The following is a 17632-nucleotide window of genomic DNA, read 5'->3' as shown; positions in this document are numbered from 1 at the left end:
CCACCGCCCTGCCCGGGGCCGTCACCGGGCCGGACCCCACCGCCCTGCCCGGGCCCGGCGCACCGCCGTCCCTCATCGCGCGGCCCGGCGCGGGAGCGGGGGGCGCGCCAGCCGGTCGGGGTGGTCCGCCTCGTGCAGCTGGAACGGCACCGACGCCATGATCACCCCGGGGGTGAACAGCAGTCGAGCCTTCAGGCGCAGGGCGCTCTGGTTGTGCAGCAGCTGCTCCCACCAGTGACTGACGACGTACTCGGGCACGAAGACGACGACCAGGTCGCGTGGGGACTCCCACCGCACGGCCCGGACGTGGTTGACCACCGGCCGGGTGATCTCCCGGAAGGGCGAGTCGAGGACGGTCAGCGGCACCGGGATCTCGAACTCCTGCCAGGCGCGGCGCAGGGCGGCGGTGTCGTCGTCGTCGATGTTCACGGTCACGGCCTCGAGCGTCGTCGGCCGCGTGGCACGGGCGTAGGCGATGGCGCGCATGGCCGGCTCGTGCAGCTTCGAGACGAGGACGATGCCGTGCACCCGCGGCGGCAGGGCGCGGGAGGCGGACGGGTCGAGGACCGTGATGTCGCGGGCCACGGTGTCGTAGTGCCGGGCGATGCCCCGCATGCCGAGGAACACCAGGCCCATGAGGAGGACGGTGATCCACGCGCCGTGGGTGAACTTGGTGGCGAGCACGATGCCGAGCACGACAGCGGTGAGGACGGCGCCGAAGGCGTTGATCGCGCGGGCGCGGCGCATGCGCATCCGGACGCGACGGTCCTGCTCGTCGGGCAGGAGCCGGCCCCAGTGCCGCACCATCCCGAGCTGGCTGAGGGTGAAGGTGACGAAGACGCCGACGATGTAGAGCTGGATGAGCCGGGTGACCTCGGCGCCGAAGGCGACGATGAAGGCGCAGGCGACGGCGGCCAGCAGGACGATGCCGTTGGAGAAGGCCAGGCGGTCGCCCCGGGTGTGCATCTGCCGCGGCAGGTAGCCGTCGCGGGCGAGCACCGAGCCCAGGCTGGGGAAGCCGTTGAAGGCGGTGTTGGCGGCCAGGACGAGGATGAACCCGGTCGTGACGGTGACCAGGACGAACAGCGCCGGCGCACCGCGGAAGACGGTGGCGGCGATCTGGCTGATCACCGGGTCCTGCGCGTAGCCCGGGCCCACCGGCCGACCGTGGTCGAGCAGCTGGGTGGCCGGGTCCTGAGCGATCCGCAGCCCCGTCGCCCCGGCCAGCAGCAGGATCGACATGAACATCGTCACGGCGATGAGGCCGAGCAGGAGCAGCGTCGTCGCCGCGTTGCGGGCCTTGGGACGGCGGAAGGCCGGCACGCCGTTGCTCACGGCCTCGATGCCGGTCAGGGCGGCCGACCCGGACGAGAACGCGCGCAGCACGAGGAAGCCGCCGGCCAGCCCGGTGAGTCCCTGGGTGAACGCCGGGTCGGGGACGAGCGTGAGCCCGGCGGAGGCCGCGGGCTCGAGCCGGCCGGTGAGCACCTGCCAGAGCCCGACGAGGATCATCAGGCCGATCGCCCCGATGAAGGCGTAGGTGGGGATGGCGAAGGCGGTGCCGGACTCGCGCACCCCCCGGAGGTTGAGCACCATCAGCACCGCGACGATCGCCACGGCGAGGACCACCTCGTGGCCGCGGGCGGCCGGGAGGGCCGCGGCCAGGTACTGCGCGCCCGAGGAGACCGAGACGGCGACGGTGAGCACGTAGTCGACGAGCAGCGCGCTCGCCACCACCATGCCCGCCCGGTGCCCCAGGTTCTCCCGGACGACGGCGTACCCGCCGCCGCCCGAGGGGTAGGCGTGCACCGTCTGACGGTAGGAGGCCACCACCGCCATCATCACCACGACGACGGCGAGGCCCACCCACGGGGCGAGGGTCACCGCGGCCATGCCCGCCAGGGACAGGGTCAGCAGGATCTCGTCGGGGGCGTACGCGACGGACGAGAGGGCGTCGGAGGCGAACACCGGCAGGGCGATGCGCTTGGGCAGCAGCGTGGCCGCCATGCTCTCGCTGCGCACGGGCCGCCCGACCAGGGCCCGCTTGAGGAGGTCTGGGACGCTCGGTGCGCTCATGACGGTGTGCCCCGTTCGCCGGCCCCGCAGCCGGCATCACGATCCATGCTCGCCGCTGACCGCCCGCGCGGAGGCGAGGCTCACGCCGTCTTAGCGTGGCGACCGGGGATCTTGACGGATCCCTGACGCCCGTCGCTCCGGCGACCGGCCGCGCCCTCGCGCCGGGGCGGTCCCCAGGGCGGGCGCGTAGAGTCCGGCGCGCACGCCGCCCACCCGGACGGCCCTGACCCGCGGAGCGATCGATGCAGGCGGTGGCCGCGCACATGCTCGACCTGCCGGGGTGGGTGGCCCTCGCCGTGGTGTTCCTCGTCCCGGCGCTGGAGGCCTCGGCGTTCGTCGGGTTCGTCTTCCCGGGCGAGGTGGCGCTCATCCTCGGCGGGGTGCTCGCGTACGAGCAGCGGGTCAGCCTCCCCGCGGTGCTCGTCGCCGGGGTGCTCGGCGCGGTCATCGGGGACAGCGTCGGCTACGCGATCGGGCGCCGCTGGGGACGCCGGCTGCTCACCGGCACGGTGGGCCGGTGGGTCCGGCACGACCACCTCGACCGCGCCGAGCACTTCCTCGCCGAGCGCGGGGGCAAGGCGGTGTTCGTCGGGCGGTTCACCGCCGCCCTGCGGGTGCTCATCCCGGGCCTGGCCGGGATGGCGCGCCTGCCCTACGGCACCTTCGCGGCCTACAACATCGCCGGCGGCACGCTGTGGGCCGTCGCCGCCGTCCTCCTGGGCTACCTCGGCGGCCGCAGCTGGCAGCACGTCGAGCACATCGCCTCCCGGGTCGGCCTGGGGATCCTCGTCCTCGTCGTGCTGGCCCTCGTCCTCGGCCGGGTGCTGCGCCCCGAGGGGCGCGAGCGGCTCGCGGACCGTGTCCGCTCGAGCCCGCGGCTGCAGCGGCCGCGCCGGCGCTTCCCCCGGCAGGCGGCGTGGCTGGGCCGCCGGGTGGCCCGGCAGCCCACCGGGCTGCCGATGACGCTGGCCGTGGCGGTCGGCGCCGGGGCGGTGTGGCTCTTCGTGGGCACCACGCAGGACGTCGTGGCGCACGAGGAGTTCGCCCTGCTCGACCCGGTGGTGCGGACCTGGGTGGAGGCCCACCAGTACCCCTGGCTGACCGCGCCCGCCGAGGTACTCGCCTGGCTGGGCAGCTCGGTGGTGCTCGTCCCGGTGCTCCTCGTGACCGGCGCCCTGGTCCGGTGGCGCACCGGGCGGTGGGCGCCGGCCGTGGAGCCGCTGGCCGTGTACCTGGGCGCGGTCGCGGTGCGCGACCTCGTGGCCGCGCTCGTCAACCAGCCCTCCCCCGGCGGCGGCCCGGTCCCGGCGCTGTCCACCTACCCCGCGGCCCACACCGTCCAGGCCCTGGTGGCGGCGGCGGCCCTGGTCCACGTCCTGCTGCGTCACGTGCCCGCCGCCGCGCCGGCCCGGCTGGTGCCGGCCGCCGCGGTCCTCGTGGCCGCCGTGGCCGCGACGGACCTGTACCTGGGCACCCACTGGCTCACCGACGTCACCGGCGGCCTCGCCCTGGGTGCGGCCTGGCTCGCCGCGTGGGCGGTGGCCCACCTGGCGCTGGAGGGGCGGCGGGACCTGCCGCGCCGCTGGGGCACCGCGCCCGGTGCGGCGGGCCGGCCGCGCTGAGCGGACCGAAGCATCCAGCCGTCTCCCTGCCGTCCGGGTGGCGGCGTCGAGGTTCGGCGCGCACCATCGCCGCCGTGGGTGCCTCGACGCGGCGCATGGCGGGCGAGCCCTGGCGGGCGCGAGCCGGCCCGGCCGTGGCCCGGGCGTGGCACGATGCTCGCCGCACCGCCCGCGCGGCCGTGCAGCTGGTGCTCTCGAGCGACCTGGCGCTCGGCTACGCGGCCGTGGTCGCCGCCGTGACGATCGTGCTCCAGCTCGTCCCCGCCGAGGTGCGCGCCGACGTCGTGGCCCGCTGCAGCACCAACATCGCCAACCTGCGGGACCGACCCGTGTTCGTGCTCGTGGTCAGCGCCTTCGTGGTGCCCAACCTCGCGGGCCTGCTCCAGCTGCCGGTGCTCATGCTCGTCTACGCCACGGGGCAGCGCTGGGTCGGCCGCGCCGGCACGGTGCTGGCGGCCGGGTTCGGGCACGTCGGAGCCACCCTGCTCGTCGCCACGCTCATCGCCTCGGGCATCACCCACGGCCGCCTGGCCGAGAGCGTCGCGCAGGCATCCGACGTCGGCGTGAGCTACGGCGTCGCCTGCCTGGCGGGCTTCGTCGTCTCGCGGGTGCCGCCGCGTTGGCGCGGGGTGTACGTCGCCGCGCTGGCGGGCTTTTACGCGGGACCGCTGCTGCGCCACCAGACCTTCACCGACGTCGGGCACGTGACCGCGCTCCTGCTCGGGCTGGCCCTGGCGCTCCTCGCCGCGCGGGTGGCGCGGGCCGCCCTGGCCACCGGGCCCCATGACCAGGTCTGACACCGCGCTCAGGCCGGCCCCTCCCAGCCGGCGGCGCGACCCACCGGTCGCGGCGCTGGTGGCCACGGTGGCCGCCGCCGTCCGCCTCCTGCCCGTGCTCGCCGGCGGCGGGCTGCGGGGGGCGGGAGGCTACGACGACGGCGTCTACTTCACCGCGGCGACGGCGCTGGTGCACGGCCGGATGCCCTACGCCGCCTTCGTCCTCCTCCACCCGCCCGGGATCGCCCTCGTGCTCGCCCCGTTCGCCGCGCTGACGCGGTGGGTGCCCGACAGCGTCGCGTTCGCCCTCGCGCGCGTGGCCTTCGTGGCCCTGGGGACCCTCACCGCCGTCCTCGTCGCCCGGCTGGGGAGCCTGGCCGGCGGCCGGGCGGCGGCGCTGACGGCGGGGCTGGCGTACGCCGTCGCCCCGGCGGCGGCCTACGCCGAGCGGACGACGATGCTCGAGGGCCCGGCCAACCTCTGCCTCGCCGCCGCGCTGGTCGTGCTGCTCGCCCGGCCCGTCCTCACCGCGCGGCCGGCGCTGGCGGCGGGCGCGCTCCTCGGGCTGGGGACGGGCGTGAAGATCTGGGGCGTCGTCCCGCTCGCCGTGGTCGCCGGGTGGGTGGGGGCGCGGGCCGGGCCGCGCCGGCTCGGGGAGCTGCTGACCGGTGCCGCGGCGGCTCTGACGGCGCTGTGCCTGCCCTTCTTCCTCGCCGCCCCCGACCAGATGACGCGCTATGTCGTGCTCGCCCAGCTCGGCCGCGTCCGCATGGCGGTCGGCTGGACCGAGCGGCTGGCCGGGGTGGTGGGCCCGGCCCTCGGCCCCGCGGCGGCGCCGACGCCCGCGGAGGTGGCGCTGGTGGCGGGCGGCTGCGCGGCGGTGGCCCTGGCCGCGTGGTCGCTGCGCAGCGACCGGCCGGCCCGCCTGTTCCTCGCGCTCACGGCCGCGGCCGTGCTGACGCTGCTCGCCAGCCCCACGACCTTCCGCCACTACGGCGCGCTGGCGGCCGTGCCCGTCAGCGTCGTGCTGGGCCTGGCGGTGCAGCGGGTGCGCGACGGCCCCGTGCGTCACCGGCGCGCCGGGCAGGCGCTGGTCGCGGGCGGCGCGGCGGTGGTGGTCGCCGGGGCCGTGATGTCGCTGGGGCCCGTGAACGGCCCGTTCCCGCGGGTCCTCGCCGCCGCCGCGCGGCGCGTGGACGGGTGCGTCACCGCCGACGACCCCACCGCGCTGGTGCTCATGGACACCCTCGCCCGGGACCTGGCCCGCGGGTGCCGGGTCTGGGTCGACGTCTCCGGTCTCACGTACGACCCGGCGCGCCCCACCCACGGCACCCCGCGGCGCCAGGACCGGCCGTGGCAGCACGAGGTGCTCGAATACCTCGCCTCGGGGGCGGCGACGCTGGTGCACCGCGACGCCACCGGCCTGGACGCGGCGTCGCGGGAGACCGTGGCGGGCTGGCCGGTGCTCGCCCAGGCCGACGGGTACCGGCTCCGCGCGCCGGGTCCGTGACCCGCAGCGGTCAGCCTCTGAGGCCGGCGAGGAGGTTGACGGTAGCGGCGATGGCGACCACGCCGATCACGTAGGAGAAGAGGGCGTGCTCGAGCACGGCGCGGCGCATGGCGGTGGTCTTCAGCTGAGTGTCGCTGACCTGGAACGTCATGCCGATCGTGAAGGCCAGGTAGGCGAAGTCCGTGTACGACGGCTGCGTGACGTCACCGAAGTCCACGACCGGGACCGGGCTGGTGTAGTACAGGTGGGCGTAGCGGGTGGTGAACGCGGTGTGGACGGTCACCCACGCCAGCGCCACGCTCGCGACGCTCAGCACGGCCCTCCCCACCTCCGCGGCGGCCCCGCCCGAGCGGCCCACGAGCAGCAGCGCCACCGCCCCGAGGCTGACCAGCGCCGCGCCGTTGACGAGGAGGTGCACCGGGCGCCGACCGGGGTCCTCGCGGGCGGCGTGGGTGGCCGTCGCGACCCCGTCCATGTGCGCGACCGTCACCCACAACCAGCCCACGTAGACGCCGGCGGCGACGATCCAGCCGAGCAGCAGCCCGACCGGCCAGTCGACGACCGTGCCGGCGGCGACGCCGCTCGCCGCCCCGAGCACCCCGGAGACCACGAGCCGGGTGGTGGCGCCCGGGCCCAGCTCGGCGTCCGCCCCGCGCCGGTCCGGCGTCATGACAGCCCCACCCCGTGCGCCGGCCCCGTGGCGGGGTGCGGGGCGTCGGCCGGGCCCAGCGCCAGCACCGCACAGCCCGCCACGGCGGGCAGCACCGCCGCCACGGCCACTCCCGCCCAGCCCGGCCGCACGCCGTCGCCGAGCAGCGCGACCCCGACGACGGCCGGCACGACCACCTCCACCGTCCACATCACGGCCGTGGCGGGACCGACGGCCCCGCGCTCGAGCGAGCGGGCGTAGGCCAGCAGCCCGAGGAGCCCGAAGACCGGGATGACCCACAGCAGCGGGTCGGTGAGCAGGTCCACCACCACCCGGGTGGCCGGCGTGCCCGCCGCCGGCACGCGGACGACGCGGGCGCTCAGCGCCGCCCCGGAGAACGCCGCCCCGGCCACCACCGCGAGCGCCGCCGACCGGCCCCGGGGGTACAGGGCGAGCAGGGCCAGCGCGCACAGCGCGAGGCCGCCGAGGACCGCGGCGGTGAACGGGCTCGGCGGGCGGTGGGCCGCCTGCTCCCCGGCGGAGGCGGCGACCGCGACGAGCGCGACGGTGACCACCCCGATCGCGGCGACGTCGCGGCGGCGCAGCCGGGCGTCGAGGAACACCCGCCCCAGCACGGCGGTGACCACGAGGGAGCCGGCGAGCAGGGCCTGGACGGCGAAGAGGGGCAGGTGGCGCAGGGCGACGAGGGAGGCCAGCCAGGCGACCAGGTCGCAGCCCAGCCCGGCGAGGTAGAGGGGATGGCGCAGGGCGGCGGGGCCGCTGGCGCGGGAGGTGGCGGCGGCCTGGAGGACCGAGCCGGCGCCGTACCCGACGGTGCCGACCAGGGCGGCGAGCAGGGCGAGCGTCACGACCCGCTCCGGGCGACCAGGCGCCCGATGACCGGCACGTCGGTCACCCCCTCGGCGCCGGCGATGGCCACGCCCTGGGCGGCCAGGACGTCCACGGTGCCGACCGCGGCGTAGCGGGGCACCCAGCGCGGGGCGTACTTGGCGTTGAACCGCCACAGCGACTCGATCTGCGCGCTGGCCGAGGCGCGGCGCAGCACCCGGCGTGCCAGTCGCCCGCCGGCCGTGGCGTCCTGCTCGCCGGCGACGATGCGGCGCCACACGGCGAAGTTCAGGCCCAGCGCCGTCCCGCCGAGCTCGCGCACGTGCCGGATGGTCTCGACGATGAGGAAGTCGATCACCCCGTTGGGCATCTGGGCGGTGCCGCGGCGCATGACGTCGAGGGACCAGCCGGGCAGCCGGGGCGCGGGCACCCACTGGATGAACGCCGCCGGGCGGCCCATCGGGTCGCGGGCCACCGCGACGAGCACCCCGGCGTCGGCCGGGTCGAACAGCCGGGACAGGGTCATGGAGAAGCCGCGCTCCTCCCCGCCGCGCCGGCCCTGCTCGGACAGGGCGAGCAGGGCCTGCCGGGTGGCGTCGTCGAGGTGGGCGGGGTCGTGGAAGGTGACGGTGTAGCCGGCGGCGCCGACACGGCGGTGCGCCCGGCGCACGCTCTGCATCTCGTGCCCGTTGAGGGTGAACGTCTGGCAGTCCACCACGCCCTCGTCCCCGAGGTAGACGCTGCGCAGCCCGCTGGCCTCGTAGAGGGGCAGCCAGTCCGGGGCGGCGCCCACCACCGCCACGGACCAGCCGCAGCTCTCGGCGTAGGCCATGAACTCCGCCCACACGTCCTCGCGCTCCTCCGCCGGGCCGATGGGGTCCGGCGAGACGAGGCAGACGGTGCCGCGCACGGCGTGGGCCACCACGCTGCGCCCGGTGAAGAACCACTGCTTGTCGTCGCGCAGGGCGAAGAAGTCGAGGGTGTCCCCGCCGTAGCGGGTCACGACCGCCCGGGCCCGCTCCCGCTCGCGCCGGTGCGCCTCCCCCACCAGCGGCTCGGGCTGCCGGGGGCTGAGCAGCAGCCAGGCCACGCTGGCCAGCAGCGCCGCCCCGGCGGCGGCGAGGACGGTGCCGGTGAAGTGCAGGTGCAGCACCGTCATCGGCGGCCCCTGCCCGGTGAGGTCCCGGACGACGACGCCGACGAGGTCGTCCAGCTCCCGCACGCCGCCGCGGCGGGCCTGGGCGGCGAGGGCCAGGGACACGCCCAGCACGACGACGGCCCCACCGGCGGCCGCGACCGCGGCCCTCCTCGCGGCGACCCGCGTGGGCAGCACCGGGAAGGCGCGGTGCTGGGTGGCCAGCCACACCGCGCCGGCCGCGGCCAGGAGCGCCTCCTCGACGTCCAGGCCCTTGGTGAGGTGGAGCACCACGGAGGCGACCATCAGGCCCTCGGCCGCCATCCACGCGAGGCGGTGCCCGCGGCGCAGCCCGCGGGCGGTGAGCACCAGCGCGACGGAGACGAACACGAGCGTGAGCACCGCCGTCCGGGGCACGACGATCGGCATGAGCTCCAGCAGCGCCGCCACCCGGCCGCGCAGCGGCCGCGACAGCGCGGAGAGCAGGCCGACGATCCCGAGGCCGGCCGCCACGTACGCCGCCCACCGGCGCGCGCGCTCCCGCCGCGCCCACGCGCCCGCCTGGCCGGCGGCCGCGCGCGGGCGGGTCTCGACCGCCGTCACCCGGACGCGCCGGAGAGGCGGGAGCCGGCGAAGGCCAGCCCGTACGGCAGGCCGGCGACCGTCTCGGTCCAGGTGTGGTGCTGGCCGGGCTCGACGCGCAGCTCGACCTGCTGGCCCCGGGCGGTCAGCTCGGCGGCCAGGGTCTGCACGTCGGTCACGTCGCGCCCGGTGGCCCCGCCGACGTCGAGGAAGACGCCGACCCGCTGGGGGAAGGCCATGGTGGGGATGTAGTGGCGCGGCGAGTTGGCCCGGAACCGGGCGACGTCGCCGCCGAGCAGGTGGCGGAGGTTGGCGGCCCCGGGGTCGCCGTAGGGCTCGAAGGCGAGGACGGTCCCGTACAGGCCGAGGTGGTGCAGCCCGACGTTGAGCGCGCCGAAGCCGCCCGAGGACATCCCGCCGATGACCCGGTGGGCCCGGTCGGGGACGGTGCGGTAGTGCGCGTCCACGTAGGGCAGGACCACCTGCGTGTAGTAGGTCTCCACCCGCGGGCCGCGGACGACGTCGAGGCTCTCGGTGTCCCCGGTGATCCCGGCGCAGGGGTTCATCGCCACGACGATGGCGGGCGGCATGGCGTGGGCCCGGACGAGCGACTCCACCAGCTGGTCGACGCGGCCGGTGCGGAACCAGTCGCTGGGGGTGCCCGGCGAGCCCGGGATGAGGTAGATGACGGGGTATCGGCGGGTGGGCGAGCGGTCGTAGCCGGCGGGCGTGTAGATGTACGTCCTGCCGCCGGTGACGCCCAGGTCCGGCGCGGTGATCCGGACGGCGGTGACCTGTCCCGGGTCGCCCGTGCGCGGCGGCCGGCTCACCCCGGCCGCGGCGACCGTGGAGAGCCCGGCCGCCTGCGCCAGCGCGTCGGGCGTGGGCAGGTAGCCGGCGTAGGCGTTGACGTAGGCGGCGGTGGCCAGCGCGACCACGCCCAGGACCGAGACCGTGCGGGCGGCGAAGCGGGCCCGGCCCATCCCGGCCGGTCCGCCGGCCCGGCGCACCCGGCGCAGGAGCAGCAGGGCCAGGACCGCGGCGACCACGGCGAGGACGGTGCCCACCAGGGGCGAGGTGAAGAGCCCGTGCTCGTGCGCGAGGCGCGCCAGCAGCTCGTGCGGTGCGACCGAGCTCGACGGCATGAGTCCCACTCGCATCTCTCCATTGAGCCGCACGGACCTGGGACGTTGCTGGGGCGCACCTGAGGCCGGGCTGAACGCTCCCGCTCCACGGGTGCTCGGGTCCATCCTTGTCCTGTGACCCCCGGGTGTCACCCGCTCGCGGCCCCGCCGCACCGTTGCGGGGGGCGCTGACGTGGCGCGCGCGACATCGACGCGGCCACGCCGGTCCGGCACCCGCGGGGCCCCCGAACCCGTCCGGGCCGAGCAGGGTCGGGCGCGGCCGCGACCCCCGGGCGGCGGCCCGGGCCTGGGCGGGCGGCTGGTGCGCGCACTGGCCGCGATCGCCGTCCTGGCGCTCGTCGTGCCCGTGGTCCTCGACGAACCACCCGTGACCGAGAACCCCCGCTTCGCCGGCGACGTCGTCGTGTTCTACCCCGAGCACCCCGACGACGAGACGCTCCTCGGGGCCAGCGCCATCCGCGCCGCCCTGGCCCAGAAGGGCGCCGGGAACGTCTACGTCGTCCTCGTCTCCCAGGGCCGGGGCGTGGCCCCGGCCCTGCCGGGCCCGTCCCTCGCCGGCATGACCCTGGCCGAGATCGGCGCCCGGCGCGTCTCCGAGCTCGGCGCGGCCATGCGCGCCCTCGGCGTGGAGGCGGGCCACGTCGTCGTCCTGCCCGACCTCCAGCCCGGGCCCGCCGACAACCTCGCCGAGATGCGGGCGACGGCGCTGCGGCTGGAGCGGTCCGAGGCGCGGGCCGGGCGATCGGTGACGCACGTGGCGCACTCCTACGTCGACGACCCCAACCCCTTGCACCGCGCGAACGGGCGGGTCCTCAAGGACCTGGCCGACGCGGGGCTCGTCCACGACGCGCTGTTCTGGGTGCGGCCGTACGAGAAGCTCGTCATCCCGCGCCCGGAGCTCCGGCGCTTCCAGGCGCTCACCCCTGCCGACGTGCGGGCGGTCCGGGCCGCGATCCGGGCGTACCGGCACGCCGACCCGGCGGCGGGGCTCGACGCGATCGGCTATCGCAGCACGCCCTGGTCCTTCGCGATGCTGAGCGCGGACGGGCACCTGACGTCCTACCTGCACACCGCCGCCGTCCCGGGCTGAACGGCCAGCCCGGGACGGCACACAGAAGGGCGGCCGGGGAGCCCCGGCCGCCCTGTCGTCGCACGGGCCATCAGACCCGGTCGTGGAACTTGTGGTGCATGACGTGGTGCCGCACGTGGTGACGCACGTGGTGCTTGAAGTGGTGCCGGTGGACCACGTGGTGCCGCACGTGGTGCCGGAACTCGTGGTGGGTGCCCTCGTGCGGGCCGGTGGCCGTGGTCGAGGCGAAGGCGGTGCCCGCGCCCCCGAGGGCGGTCACACCGACGACCGCCGCTGCCAGCGCGCTGAGGATCTTGCGACGCATATCAGGTCCTTTCCCTGAACTTCTGGCGGTACTGCTTCTGGCACGCCTCACGCTGCGAGCGGTCGCTGCAAGCACGCTGAGAAGACCTGGAGGCACGCTGGTAAACCTGACCGATCTGTCAGGTCCTGCCCTCCCAGCAGCCAGGACGCCATTCTGGCCGCAGCCGGGATGGCGTCCTGGGCGTGGGGTGGTCGGCGGCAAGCCCCGTCGGGGTCAGCTGCAGCCCGACGTCGACCCGCAGTTCTCGCAGACGTAGCAGCTGCCCGCCGGGCGCATCTTCGTCCCGCACGACATGCACAGCGGGGCATCGGCGGCCTGGCCCTGCTGCAGCTCGAGGAGCTCGGCGCTCGAGTGCGCCCGCGAGGGCAGCCGCGGCTCGTCGCCGGCGGTCTGGTTGAAGGTCTCCAGCTCGGCCTCGACGTCCTCGGCGTCCTCGGTGGCCTCCTCGTAGGAGCCGGTCTCGGCGTAGCGCTTGCGCTCGGCCGTGGTGTGGATGCCCATGCCGGCCCGGGTCTCGTAGGGCAGGTAGTCCAGGGCGAGGCGGCGGAAGATGTAGTCCACGATCGACTGCGCCATCCGGATGTCGGGGTCGTCGGTCATGCCGGCCGGCTCGAAGCGCAGGTTGGTGAACTTCTGGACGAACACCTCCAGGGGCACGCCGTGCTGCAGGCCGATCGAGACGGCGATGGAGAAGGCGTCCATGACCCCGGCCAGGGTCGAGCCCTGCTTGCCGAGCTTGAGGAAGACCTCGCCCAGGCCGTCGTCGGGGTAGGACCCGGCGGTCATGTACCCCTCCGCCCCGCCGACGCGGAACGACGTCGTCACCGAGGGCCGGGACTTGGGCAGCCGGCGGCGCACCGCGCGCGCCGGCTCGTTGCCGGCGGGCGCCTCGCTGCTCGCGGCCGCGGCCGGGGCGGAGGCGCCCCGCTTCTCGCTCTTGCCGTCGGACAGCGGCTGGCCCACCTTGCAGTTGTCGCGGTAGACCGCCAGCGCCTTGAGGCCGAGCTTCCAGCCGTCGAAGTAGACCCGCTCGATGTCCTCCACCGTCGCCGACTCGGGGAGGTTGACCGTCTTGGAGATGGCCCCGGAGAGGAACGGCTGGACGGCGGCCATCATCTTCACGTGCCCCATGGGGGCGATGGCGCGCCGGCCCATGGCGGTGTCGAAGACCTCGTAGTGCTCGGGCCGCAAGCCCGGGGCGTCGACGACGTGGCCGTTCGTGGCGATGTGCTCGACGATCGCCTCGACGGTCTCCTCCGGGTAGCCCAGGCGGCGCAGCGCGCGCGGCACGGTCTGGTTGACGATCTGCATGGAGCCGCCGCCGACGAGCTTCTTGAACTTCACCAGCGAGAAGTCCGGCTCGATGCCGGTGGTGTCGCAGTCCATCATGAAGCCGATCGTCCCGGTGGGGGCGAGCAGGGAGACCTGGGCGTTGCGCCACCCGGCCTCGCCGCCCAGCCGCAGCCCGCGCTGCCACTCGGCGGTCGCGGCCGCGTGGAGCGCGGCGTCCATGGCGTTGACGGTGCGCAGGTCGTCGTTGGCCGCGGCGTGCTTGCGCACCACCCGCTGGTGGGCGGCGGCGTCGCGGGCGTAGCCGTCGTAGGGGCCCAGGGCCGCGGCCAGCTCGGCCGAGCGGCGGTACGCCGTGGCGGTCATCAGGGAGGTGATCGCGGCGGCGAGGGCGCGCCCGCCGTCGGAGTCGTAGCCGTGGCCGGTGGCCATGAGCAGGGCGCCGAGGTTGGCGTAGCCGATGCCCAGCTGGCGGTAGGCGCGGGTGGTCGCGGCAATGGCCTCGGTGGGAAAGTCGGCGAAGGAGATGGAGATGTCCATCGCCGTGATGATCAGCTCGACGGCGGCGGTGAACCGCTCGGCGTCGAAGGTGTCGTCCTCGCGCAGGAACGTCAGGAGGTTGATCGAGGAGAGGTTGCACGAGGAGTTGTCCAGGTGCATGTACTCGCTGCACGGGTTGGACGCGGTGATCCGGCCGGCCTCGGGCGAGGTGTGCCAGTCGTTGATGGTGTCGTCGTACTGGATGCCGGGGTCGGCGCACTCCCAGGCGGCCTGGGCGATCTTGCGGAACAGCGCCTTGGCGTCGACGGTCTCGACGACGTGGCCGTCCTGGCGGGCCTTGAGGTCGAACGTGCCGCCGGTCTCGACGGCGCGCATGAACTCGTCGGTGACGCGCACGGAGTTGTTGGCGTTCTGGTACTGCACCGAGGTGATGTCCCGGCCGCCGAGGTCCATGTCGAACCCGGCCGCCCGCAGCGCGCGGATCTTGTCCTCCTCGCGCGCCTTGGTCTCCACGAACTCCTCGATGTCGGGGTGGTCGACGTCCAGGACGACCATCTTCGCCGCGCGGCGGGTGGCGCCGCCGGACTTGATGGTGCCGGCGGAGGCGTCCGCCCCGCGCATGAAGGACACCGGGCCGGAGGCGTTGCCGCCGGAGGAGAGCAGCTCCTTGGAGGAGCGGATGCGCGAGAGGTTCAGGCCCGCCCCGGACCCGCCCTTGAAGATCATCCCCTCCTCGCGGTACCAGTTGAGGATCGACTCCATGGTGTCGTCGACGGAGAGGATGAAGCAGGCGCTGACCTGCTGGGGCGCGGGCGTGCCGACGTTGAACCACACCGGCGAGTTGAACGCGAAGACCTGGTGCAGCAGCAGCCAGGTGAGCTCGTCGGAGAAGACCGCGGCGTCGTCGTCGGTGGCGAAGTACCCGTGCTCGCGGCCGGCGGCGGTGTAGGCGCCGACGACGCGGTCGATGATCTGGCGCAGGCTGTGCTCGCGCTCGGGAGAGCCCACGGCGCCGCGGAAGTACTTCGTCGCCACGATGGTCGAGGCGTTGACCGACCAGGACGCGGGGAACTCGGTGCCGCGCTGCTCGAAGATCGTCTCCCCGGTCTTCCAGTTCGTCTGGACGATGTCCCGGCGTTCCCACGTGACCTGGTCGTACGGGTGCGTGCCCGCCGTGGAGAACACGCGCGGGATCGTCAGGCCCTTGCGGCCGGAGGTGCGGGCCGACCGCTTGGGGGCGGGGGTCACGGACATGTCCTCTCCTTCGCGTCGCCCAGGACCCGAAATGGGCGTCTTCGCGCCCATTGTCCGCCTGTTCTGACGTCGTGTCACCACAAGATGTGGGGTTCGAGTGATTGCCGGAACACCATATGTTGTGGTTGGCGCGGGGTGTAGGACCTCGGTCGCGTGTCGTGCCGTGACGTCCGTGCCGGCGGCACCGGCGCGCGGACGTCACAGGCCTGGGAGGCGGATGCGTGCGCCCGGACATCGGGGCCGCTAACGTCGCGCCATGTCCGTCGAGCACCTCGCCGAGCGGTTCCGGGCGCTGCACCGTCCGGGGTCACCGCTGCTGCTGCCCAACGCCTGGGACGCCGGGTCGGCGAAGGTCCTCGAGGAGCTCGGGTTCGCGGCGGTCGCGACGACCAGCAGCGGCTTCGCCGCGACGCTGGGGCGCCGCGACGGCGAGGTCACCCGGGAGGAGGCGCTCACGAACGCGGCCCAGCTGGTGCACGCGGTCGGCGTGCCGGTGTCGGCCGACCTGGAGAACGGGTACGCCGATGCCCCGCGGGACGTCGCCGAGATCGTGACCACCGCGCGGGAGCTGGGGCTGGCCGGGTGCTCCATCGAGGACTACACGGGCCGCGACGACGACCCGATCTATGACGCCGGGCTGGCGCGGGAGCGCATCGAGGCCGCGGCCGGGGCGGCCGGCTCCCTGGTGCTCACGGCGCGGTGCGAGAACTACCTGCACGGCCGGCCGGACCTGCGCGCGACGCTCGCCCGGCTGCAGGCCTACCAGGAGGCCGGCGCCGGCGTCCTCTACGCGCCGGGGATGCGCGAGCTCGACGACATCCGCACGGTCTGCGCCGAGACCGACCGGCCGGTCAACGTGCTGCTCGTCAGGGGCGGGCCGACACCCGCCGCGCTGGCCGAGGCGGGCGTCGCCCGGATCTCGGTGGGCGGCACCTTCGCGTGGACCGCGCTCGCCGGGCTGGTCGAGGCGGCGCGGGAGCTGCTCGACGGCGGCACGGCGTTCCTCGACCGCGCCGGGGCCGCGCGCCCGGTCATCGACGCGGCGCTGGGCTGAGGGGCCGCGGGCGACCGACCTCCGCGTCCGGGGCGCCGCGTCAGCCCCGTGCCGCTGGGGCGAACGCCGCCCGGGCCGCGGCCCGGCGCAGGGTGGCGAGCACCGGACGCCCGAGCAGCAGCACGCCCAGCGCCGTCGTCACCGCCCGGCCGAGGTCCCACGCCAGCGACGTGGTGAGGGTGAAGAGCAGGAACCGGTGGAGGTTCGCCGCCACCGCGTCGCCGGCCACGAAGGACAGCTGCGTGCCCAGGCCCAGCTGGAACGGCCAGAACGACAGGTTCATCGCCAGCCCGAAGGCCAGCGCGGCGCCGACGGCGTAGCCGGCGAGCAGGGCGAGCTCGGCGGCCCCGCGCGGGCGGCGCGGCAGCAGCCCGGCGCCCAGACCGACCCAGGCGGCGCCGAGCATCTGGAACGGCAGCCAGGGGCCCACGCCGCCGGTGAGCAGGGCGGAGGCGAACAGGGTGATCGCGCCCAGGACGAAGCCGAAGCCCGGCCCGAAGACGCGCCCGGCGAGGACGAGCAGGAAGAAGACCGTCTCCACCCCGGCGGTGCCGGCGGCGAGGGGGCGCAGCACCGCGCCGACGGCCGCGAGCAGGCCGAGGACGGCGACGGCCTTGACGTCGAGGTCCCCGGCGCCGAGGCCGACGAAGAGCACCGCGAGCACCCCGGCGAGGACGAGCGCGAGCACGAGCGGCGCGTCCGTCCCGGCGAGCGGGGCGCCGGCGCCGACGAGCAACGGCCAGCCGAAGGCCAGCACGCCCACCGCCGAGGCGAGCACGAGGGCCACCACCGTGCGGCGGCTCAGCGGCACCGCGCTGACGGCGCGGTGCGGCGCGTCGCCCGCGGCCGGCGGTGAGGTCCCGGCCGGCGCGCGCGGGGGCCGCGGGGCGCTCATGACCGGCCCGCCCGGGCCAGCCGGGCGCGCACGTCGTCGACGGTGAGCAGCGGCAGCGGGCGCAGGATCTTCGCGACCTGGGGGGCGAACGCGGCCGAGCCGGCCAGGACGGCGCGGGCCGGGCCGTCGGCGATGACCTCGCCCTCGGCGAGGACCACCACCCGGTGGGCGCACCCGGCGGCGAACTCGACGTCGTGGGTGGCCAGCAGCACCGCCCGCCCCTCGGCGGCGAGCGCGCCGAGCGCCCGGGCCAGCGCCGCCTTGGCGGCGTAGTCCAGGCCGCGGGTGGGCTCGTCGAGCAGGACGACGGCCGGGTCGCCGGTGAGCTGGACGGCGAGGGCGAGCGCGAGGCGCTGCCCCTCGGACAGGTCGCGAGGGTGGCCCCCCGGCGCGACCCCGGGCGCGAGGGCCTCGAGCACGCCGGCCGCCGTGCCCGGTGCGGCGCCGGCCTGGGCGTCCGCGGCGGCGCACTCGGCCGCCACGGTCGGCAGGTAGAGCAGGTCCGACGGCGTCTGCGGCACCAGGACGACGTGCCGGCGGGCCTCGCCGGGGCTCAGCCGGGCGGGGTCCACCGGGCCCGGGTCCGAGCCGCGGTGCGCGGGGGCGTCGGGGCCCCGGGGCCCGGGGCCGGCGGCGGTGAGGGCCAGCCGCACCGTGCCGGCCGCGCGCGGGCCCTGCCCCTGCAGGGCCCACAGCAAGGAGGACTTCCCGGCGCCGTTGCGGCCCATGAGGGCGACCACCTCGCCCGCGCGCAGCTCCAGGTCCAGCCCGCGCACCGCGTGGACCGCGCCGTGGCGCACGTGCACGCCGGCCGCGCCCAGCAGCGTCCCGCCCGGCGCCGGCGCGGGGGCCGCTGCCGGGGTGCGGTCGTGCGCGGCGGCCTGGCCCGCCCCCGGGACC

General features: G+C 75.9%; 14 protein-coding genes. 5 read left to right on the top strand and 9 right to left on the bottom strand.

Annotation, left to right across the window (positions count from 1 at the left end; all coding sequences use genetic code 11):
• Positions 1–72 precede the first annotated feature (72 nt).
• Positions 73–2076, bottom strand: coding sequence for an APC family permease (locus GD970_RS10435; protein WP_152202829.1), 2004 nt, complete (start codon positions 2074–2076; stop codon positions 73–75).
• A 242-nt stretch (positions 2077–2318) separates the two neighbouring features.
• On the opposite strand from GD970_RS10435, the gene GD970_RS10430 reads away from it, so the two are divergent.
• From GD970_RS10430 to GD970_RS10420, 3 genes are all read left to right on the top strand, one after another.
• Complete coding sequence (locus tag GD970_RS10430; protein WP_152202828.1) at positions 2319–3698, top strand: DedA family protein; 1380 nt, start codon at positions 2319–2321, stop codon at positions 3696–3698.
• 74 nt (positions 3699–3772) lie between these two features.
• Positions 3773–4495: a rhomboid-like protein gene (locus GD970_RS10425; RefSeq protein ID WP_152202827.1), complete on the top strand. Its 723-nt coding sequence runs from the start codon at positions 3773–3775 to the stop codon at positions 4493–4495.
• Entirely contained in the window at positions 4482–5984 is a 1503-nt protein-coding gene (locus GD970_RS10420) for a glycosyltransferase 87 family protein (protein ID WP_152202826.1), read from the top strand. The genes GD970_RS10425 and GD970_RS10420 overlap by 14 nt, the downstream gene beginning before the upstream one ends.
• Before the next feature lie 10 nt (positions 5985–5994).
• Here GD970_RS10420 and GD970_RS10415 read toward each other — a convergent pair whose 3' ends face one another.
• From GD970_RS10415 to GD970_RS10400, 4 genes are read right to left on the bottom strand one after another with little or no spacing between them, the layout of a single operon-like run.
• The gene (locus GD970_RS10415; protein WP_152202825.1) at positions 5995–6654 is read right to left on the bottom strand and encodes a DUF1345 domain-containing protein; all 660 of its coding nucleotides are present in this window, start codon (positions 6652–6654) and stop codon (positions 5995–5997) included.
• Complete coding sequence (locus GD970_RS10410; protein WP_193314916.1) at positions 6651–7502, bottom strand: hypothetical protein; 852 nt, start codon at positions 7500–7502, stop codon at positions 6651–6653. Before GD970_RS10410 ends, GD970_RS10415 begins: the two co-directional genes overlap by 4 nt.
• On the bottom strand, positions 7499–9220 hold the full coding sequence (locus GD970_RS10405) for a bifunctional lysylphosphatidylglycerol flippase/synthetase MprF (protein ID WP_152202824.1): 1722 nt from the start codon (positions 9218–9220) through the stop codon (positions 7499–7501). The genes GD970_RS10410 and GD970_RS10405 overlap by 4 nt, the downstream gene beginning before the upstream one ends.
• Entirely contained in the window at positions 9217–10359 is a 1143-nt protein-coding gene (locus GD970_RS10400) for an alpha/beta hydrolase (RefSeq protein WP_152202823.1), read from the bottom strand. The genes GD970_RS10405 and GD970_RS10400 overlap by 4 nt, the downstream gene beginning before the upstream one ends.
• A 286-nt stretch (positions 10360–10645) precedes the next feature.
• On the opposite strand from GD970_RS10400, the gene GD970_RS10395 reads away from it, so the two are divergent.
• Complete coding sequence (locus GD970_RS10395) at positions 10646–11434, top strand: PIG-L deacetylase family protein (protein ID WP_170297306.1); 789 nt, start codon at positions 10646–10648, stop codon at positions 11432–11434.
• Between the two features lie 70 nt (positions 11435–11504).
• On the opposite strand, the gene GD970_RS10390 is transcribed toward GD970_RS10395, so the two are convergent.
• Both GD970_RS10390 and GD970_RS10385 read right to left on the bottom strand, forming a co-directional pair.
• Entirely contained in the window at positions 11505–11738 is a 234-nt protein-coding gene (locus GD970_RS10390) for a hypothetical protein (protein WP_152202821.1), read from the bottom strand.
• A 213-nt stretch (positions 11739–11951) separates the two neighbouring features.
• Positions 11952–14783, bottom strand: a complete 2832-nt coding sequence (locus GD970_RS10385; protein WP_152202820.1) for a vitamin B12-dependent ribonucleotide reductase — start codon at positions 14781–14783, stop codon at positions 11952–11954.
• Positions 14784–15039: 256 nt separating this feature from the next.
• Here GD970_RS10385 and GD970_RS10380 point away from each other — a divergent pair, with 256 nt between their 5' ends.
• Entirely contained in the window at positions 15040–15837 is a 798-nt protein-coding gene (locus GD970_RS10380) for an isocitrate lyase/PEP mutase family protein (protein ID WP_152202819.1), read from the top strand.
• A gap of 40 nt (positions 15838–15877) precedes the next feature.
• On the opposite strand, the gene GD970_RS10375 is transcribed toward GD970_RS10380, so the two are convergent.
• Together GD970_RS10375 and GD970_RS10370 are read right to left on the bottom strand one after the other, a co-directional pair.
• Positions 15878–16732, bottom strand: coding sequence for an ECF transporter S component (locus GD970_RS10375; protein WP_152202818.1), 855 nt, complete (start codon positions 16730–16732; stop codon positions 15878–15880).
• Positions 16729–17632, bottom strand: a 904-nt coding sequence (locus tag GD970_RS10370; RefSeq protein ID WP_152202817.1) for an ATP-binding cassette domain-containing protein, incomplete at its 5' end; no start/stop codon positions are given. The genes GD970_RS10370 and GD970_RS10375, both read right to left, overlap by 4 nt.

Source organism: Georgenia thermotolerans, from assembly GCF_009193185.1.
Taxonomy (GTDB): Bacteria; Actinomycetota; Actinomycetes; order Actinomycetales; family Actinomycetaceae; genus Georgenia; species Georgenia thermotolerans.
The sequence above is the reverse complement of the archived record's forward strand: the minus strand, read 5'-3'. Positions and strand labels throughout refer to the sequence as shown.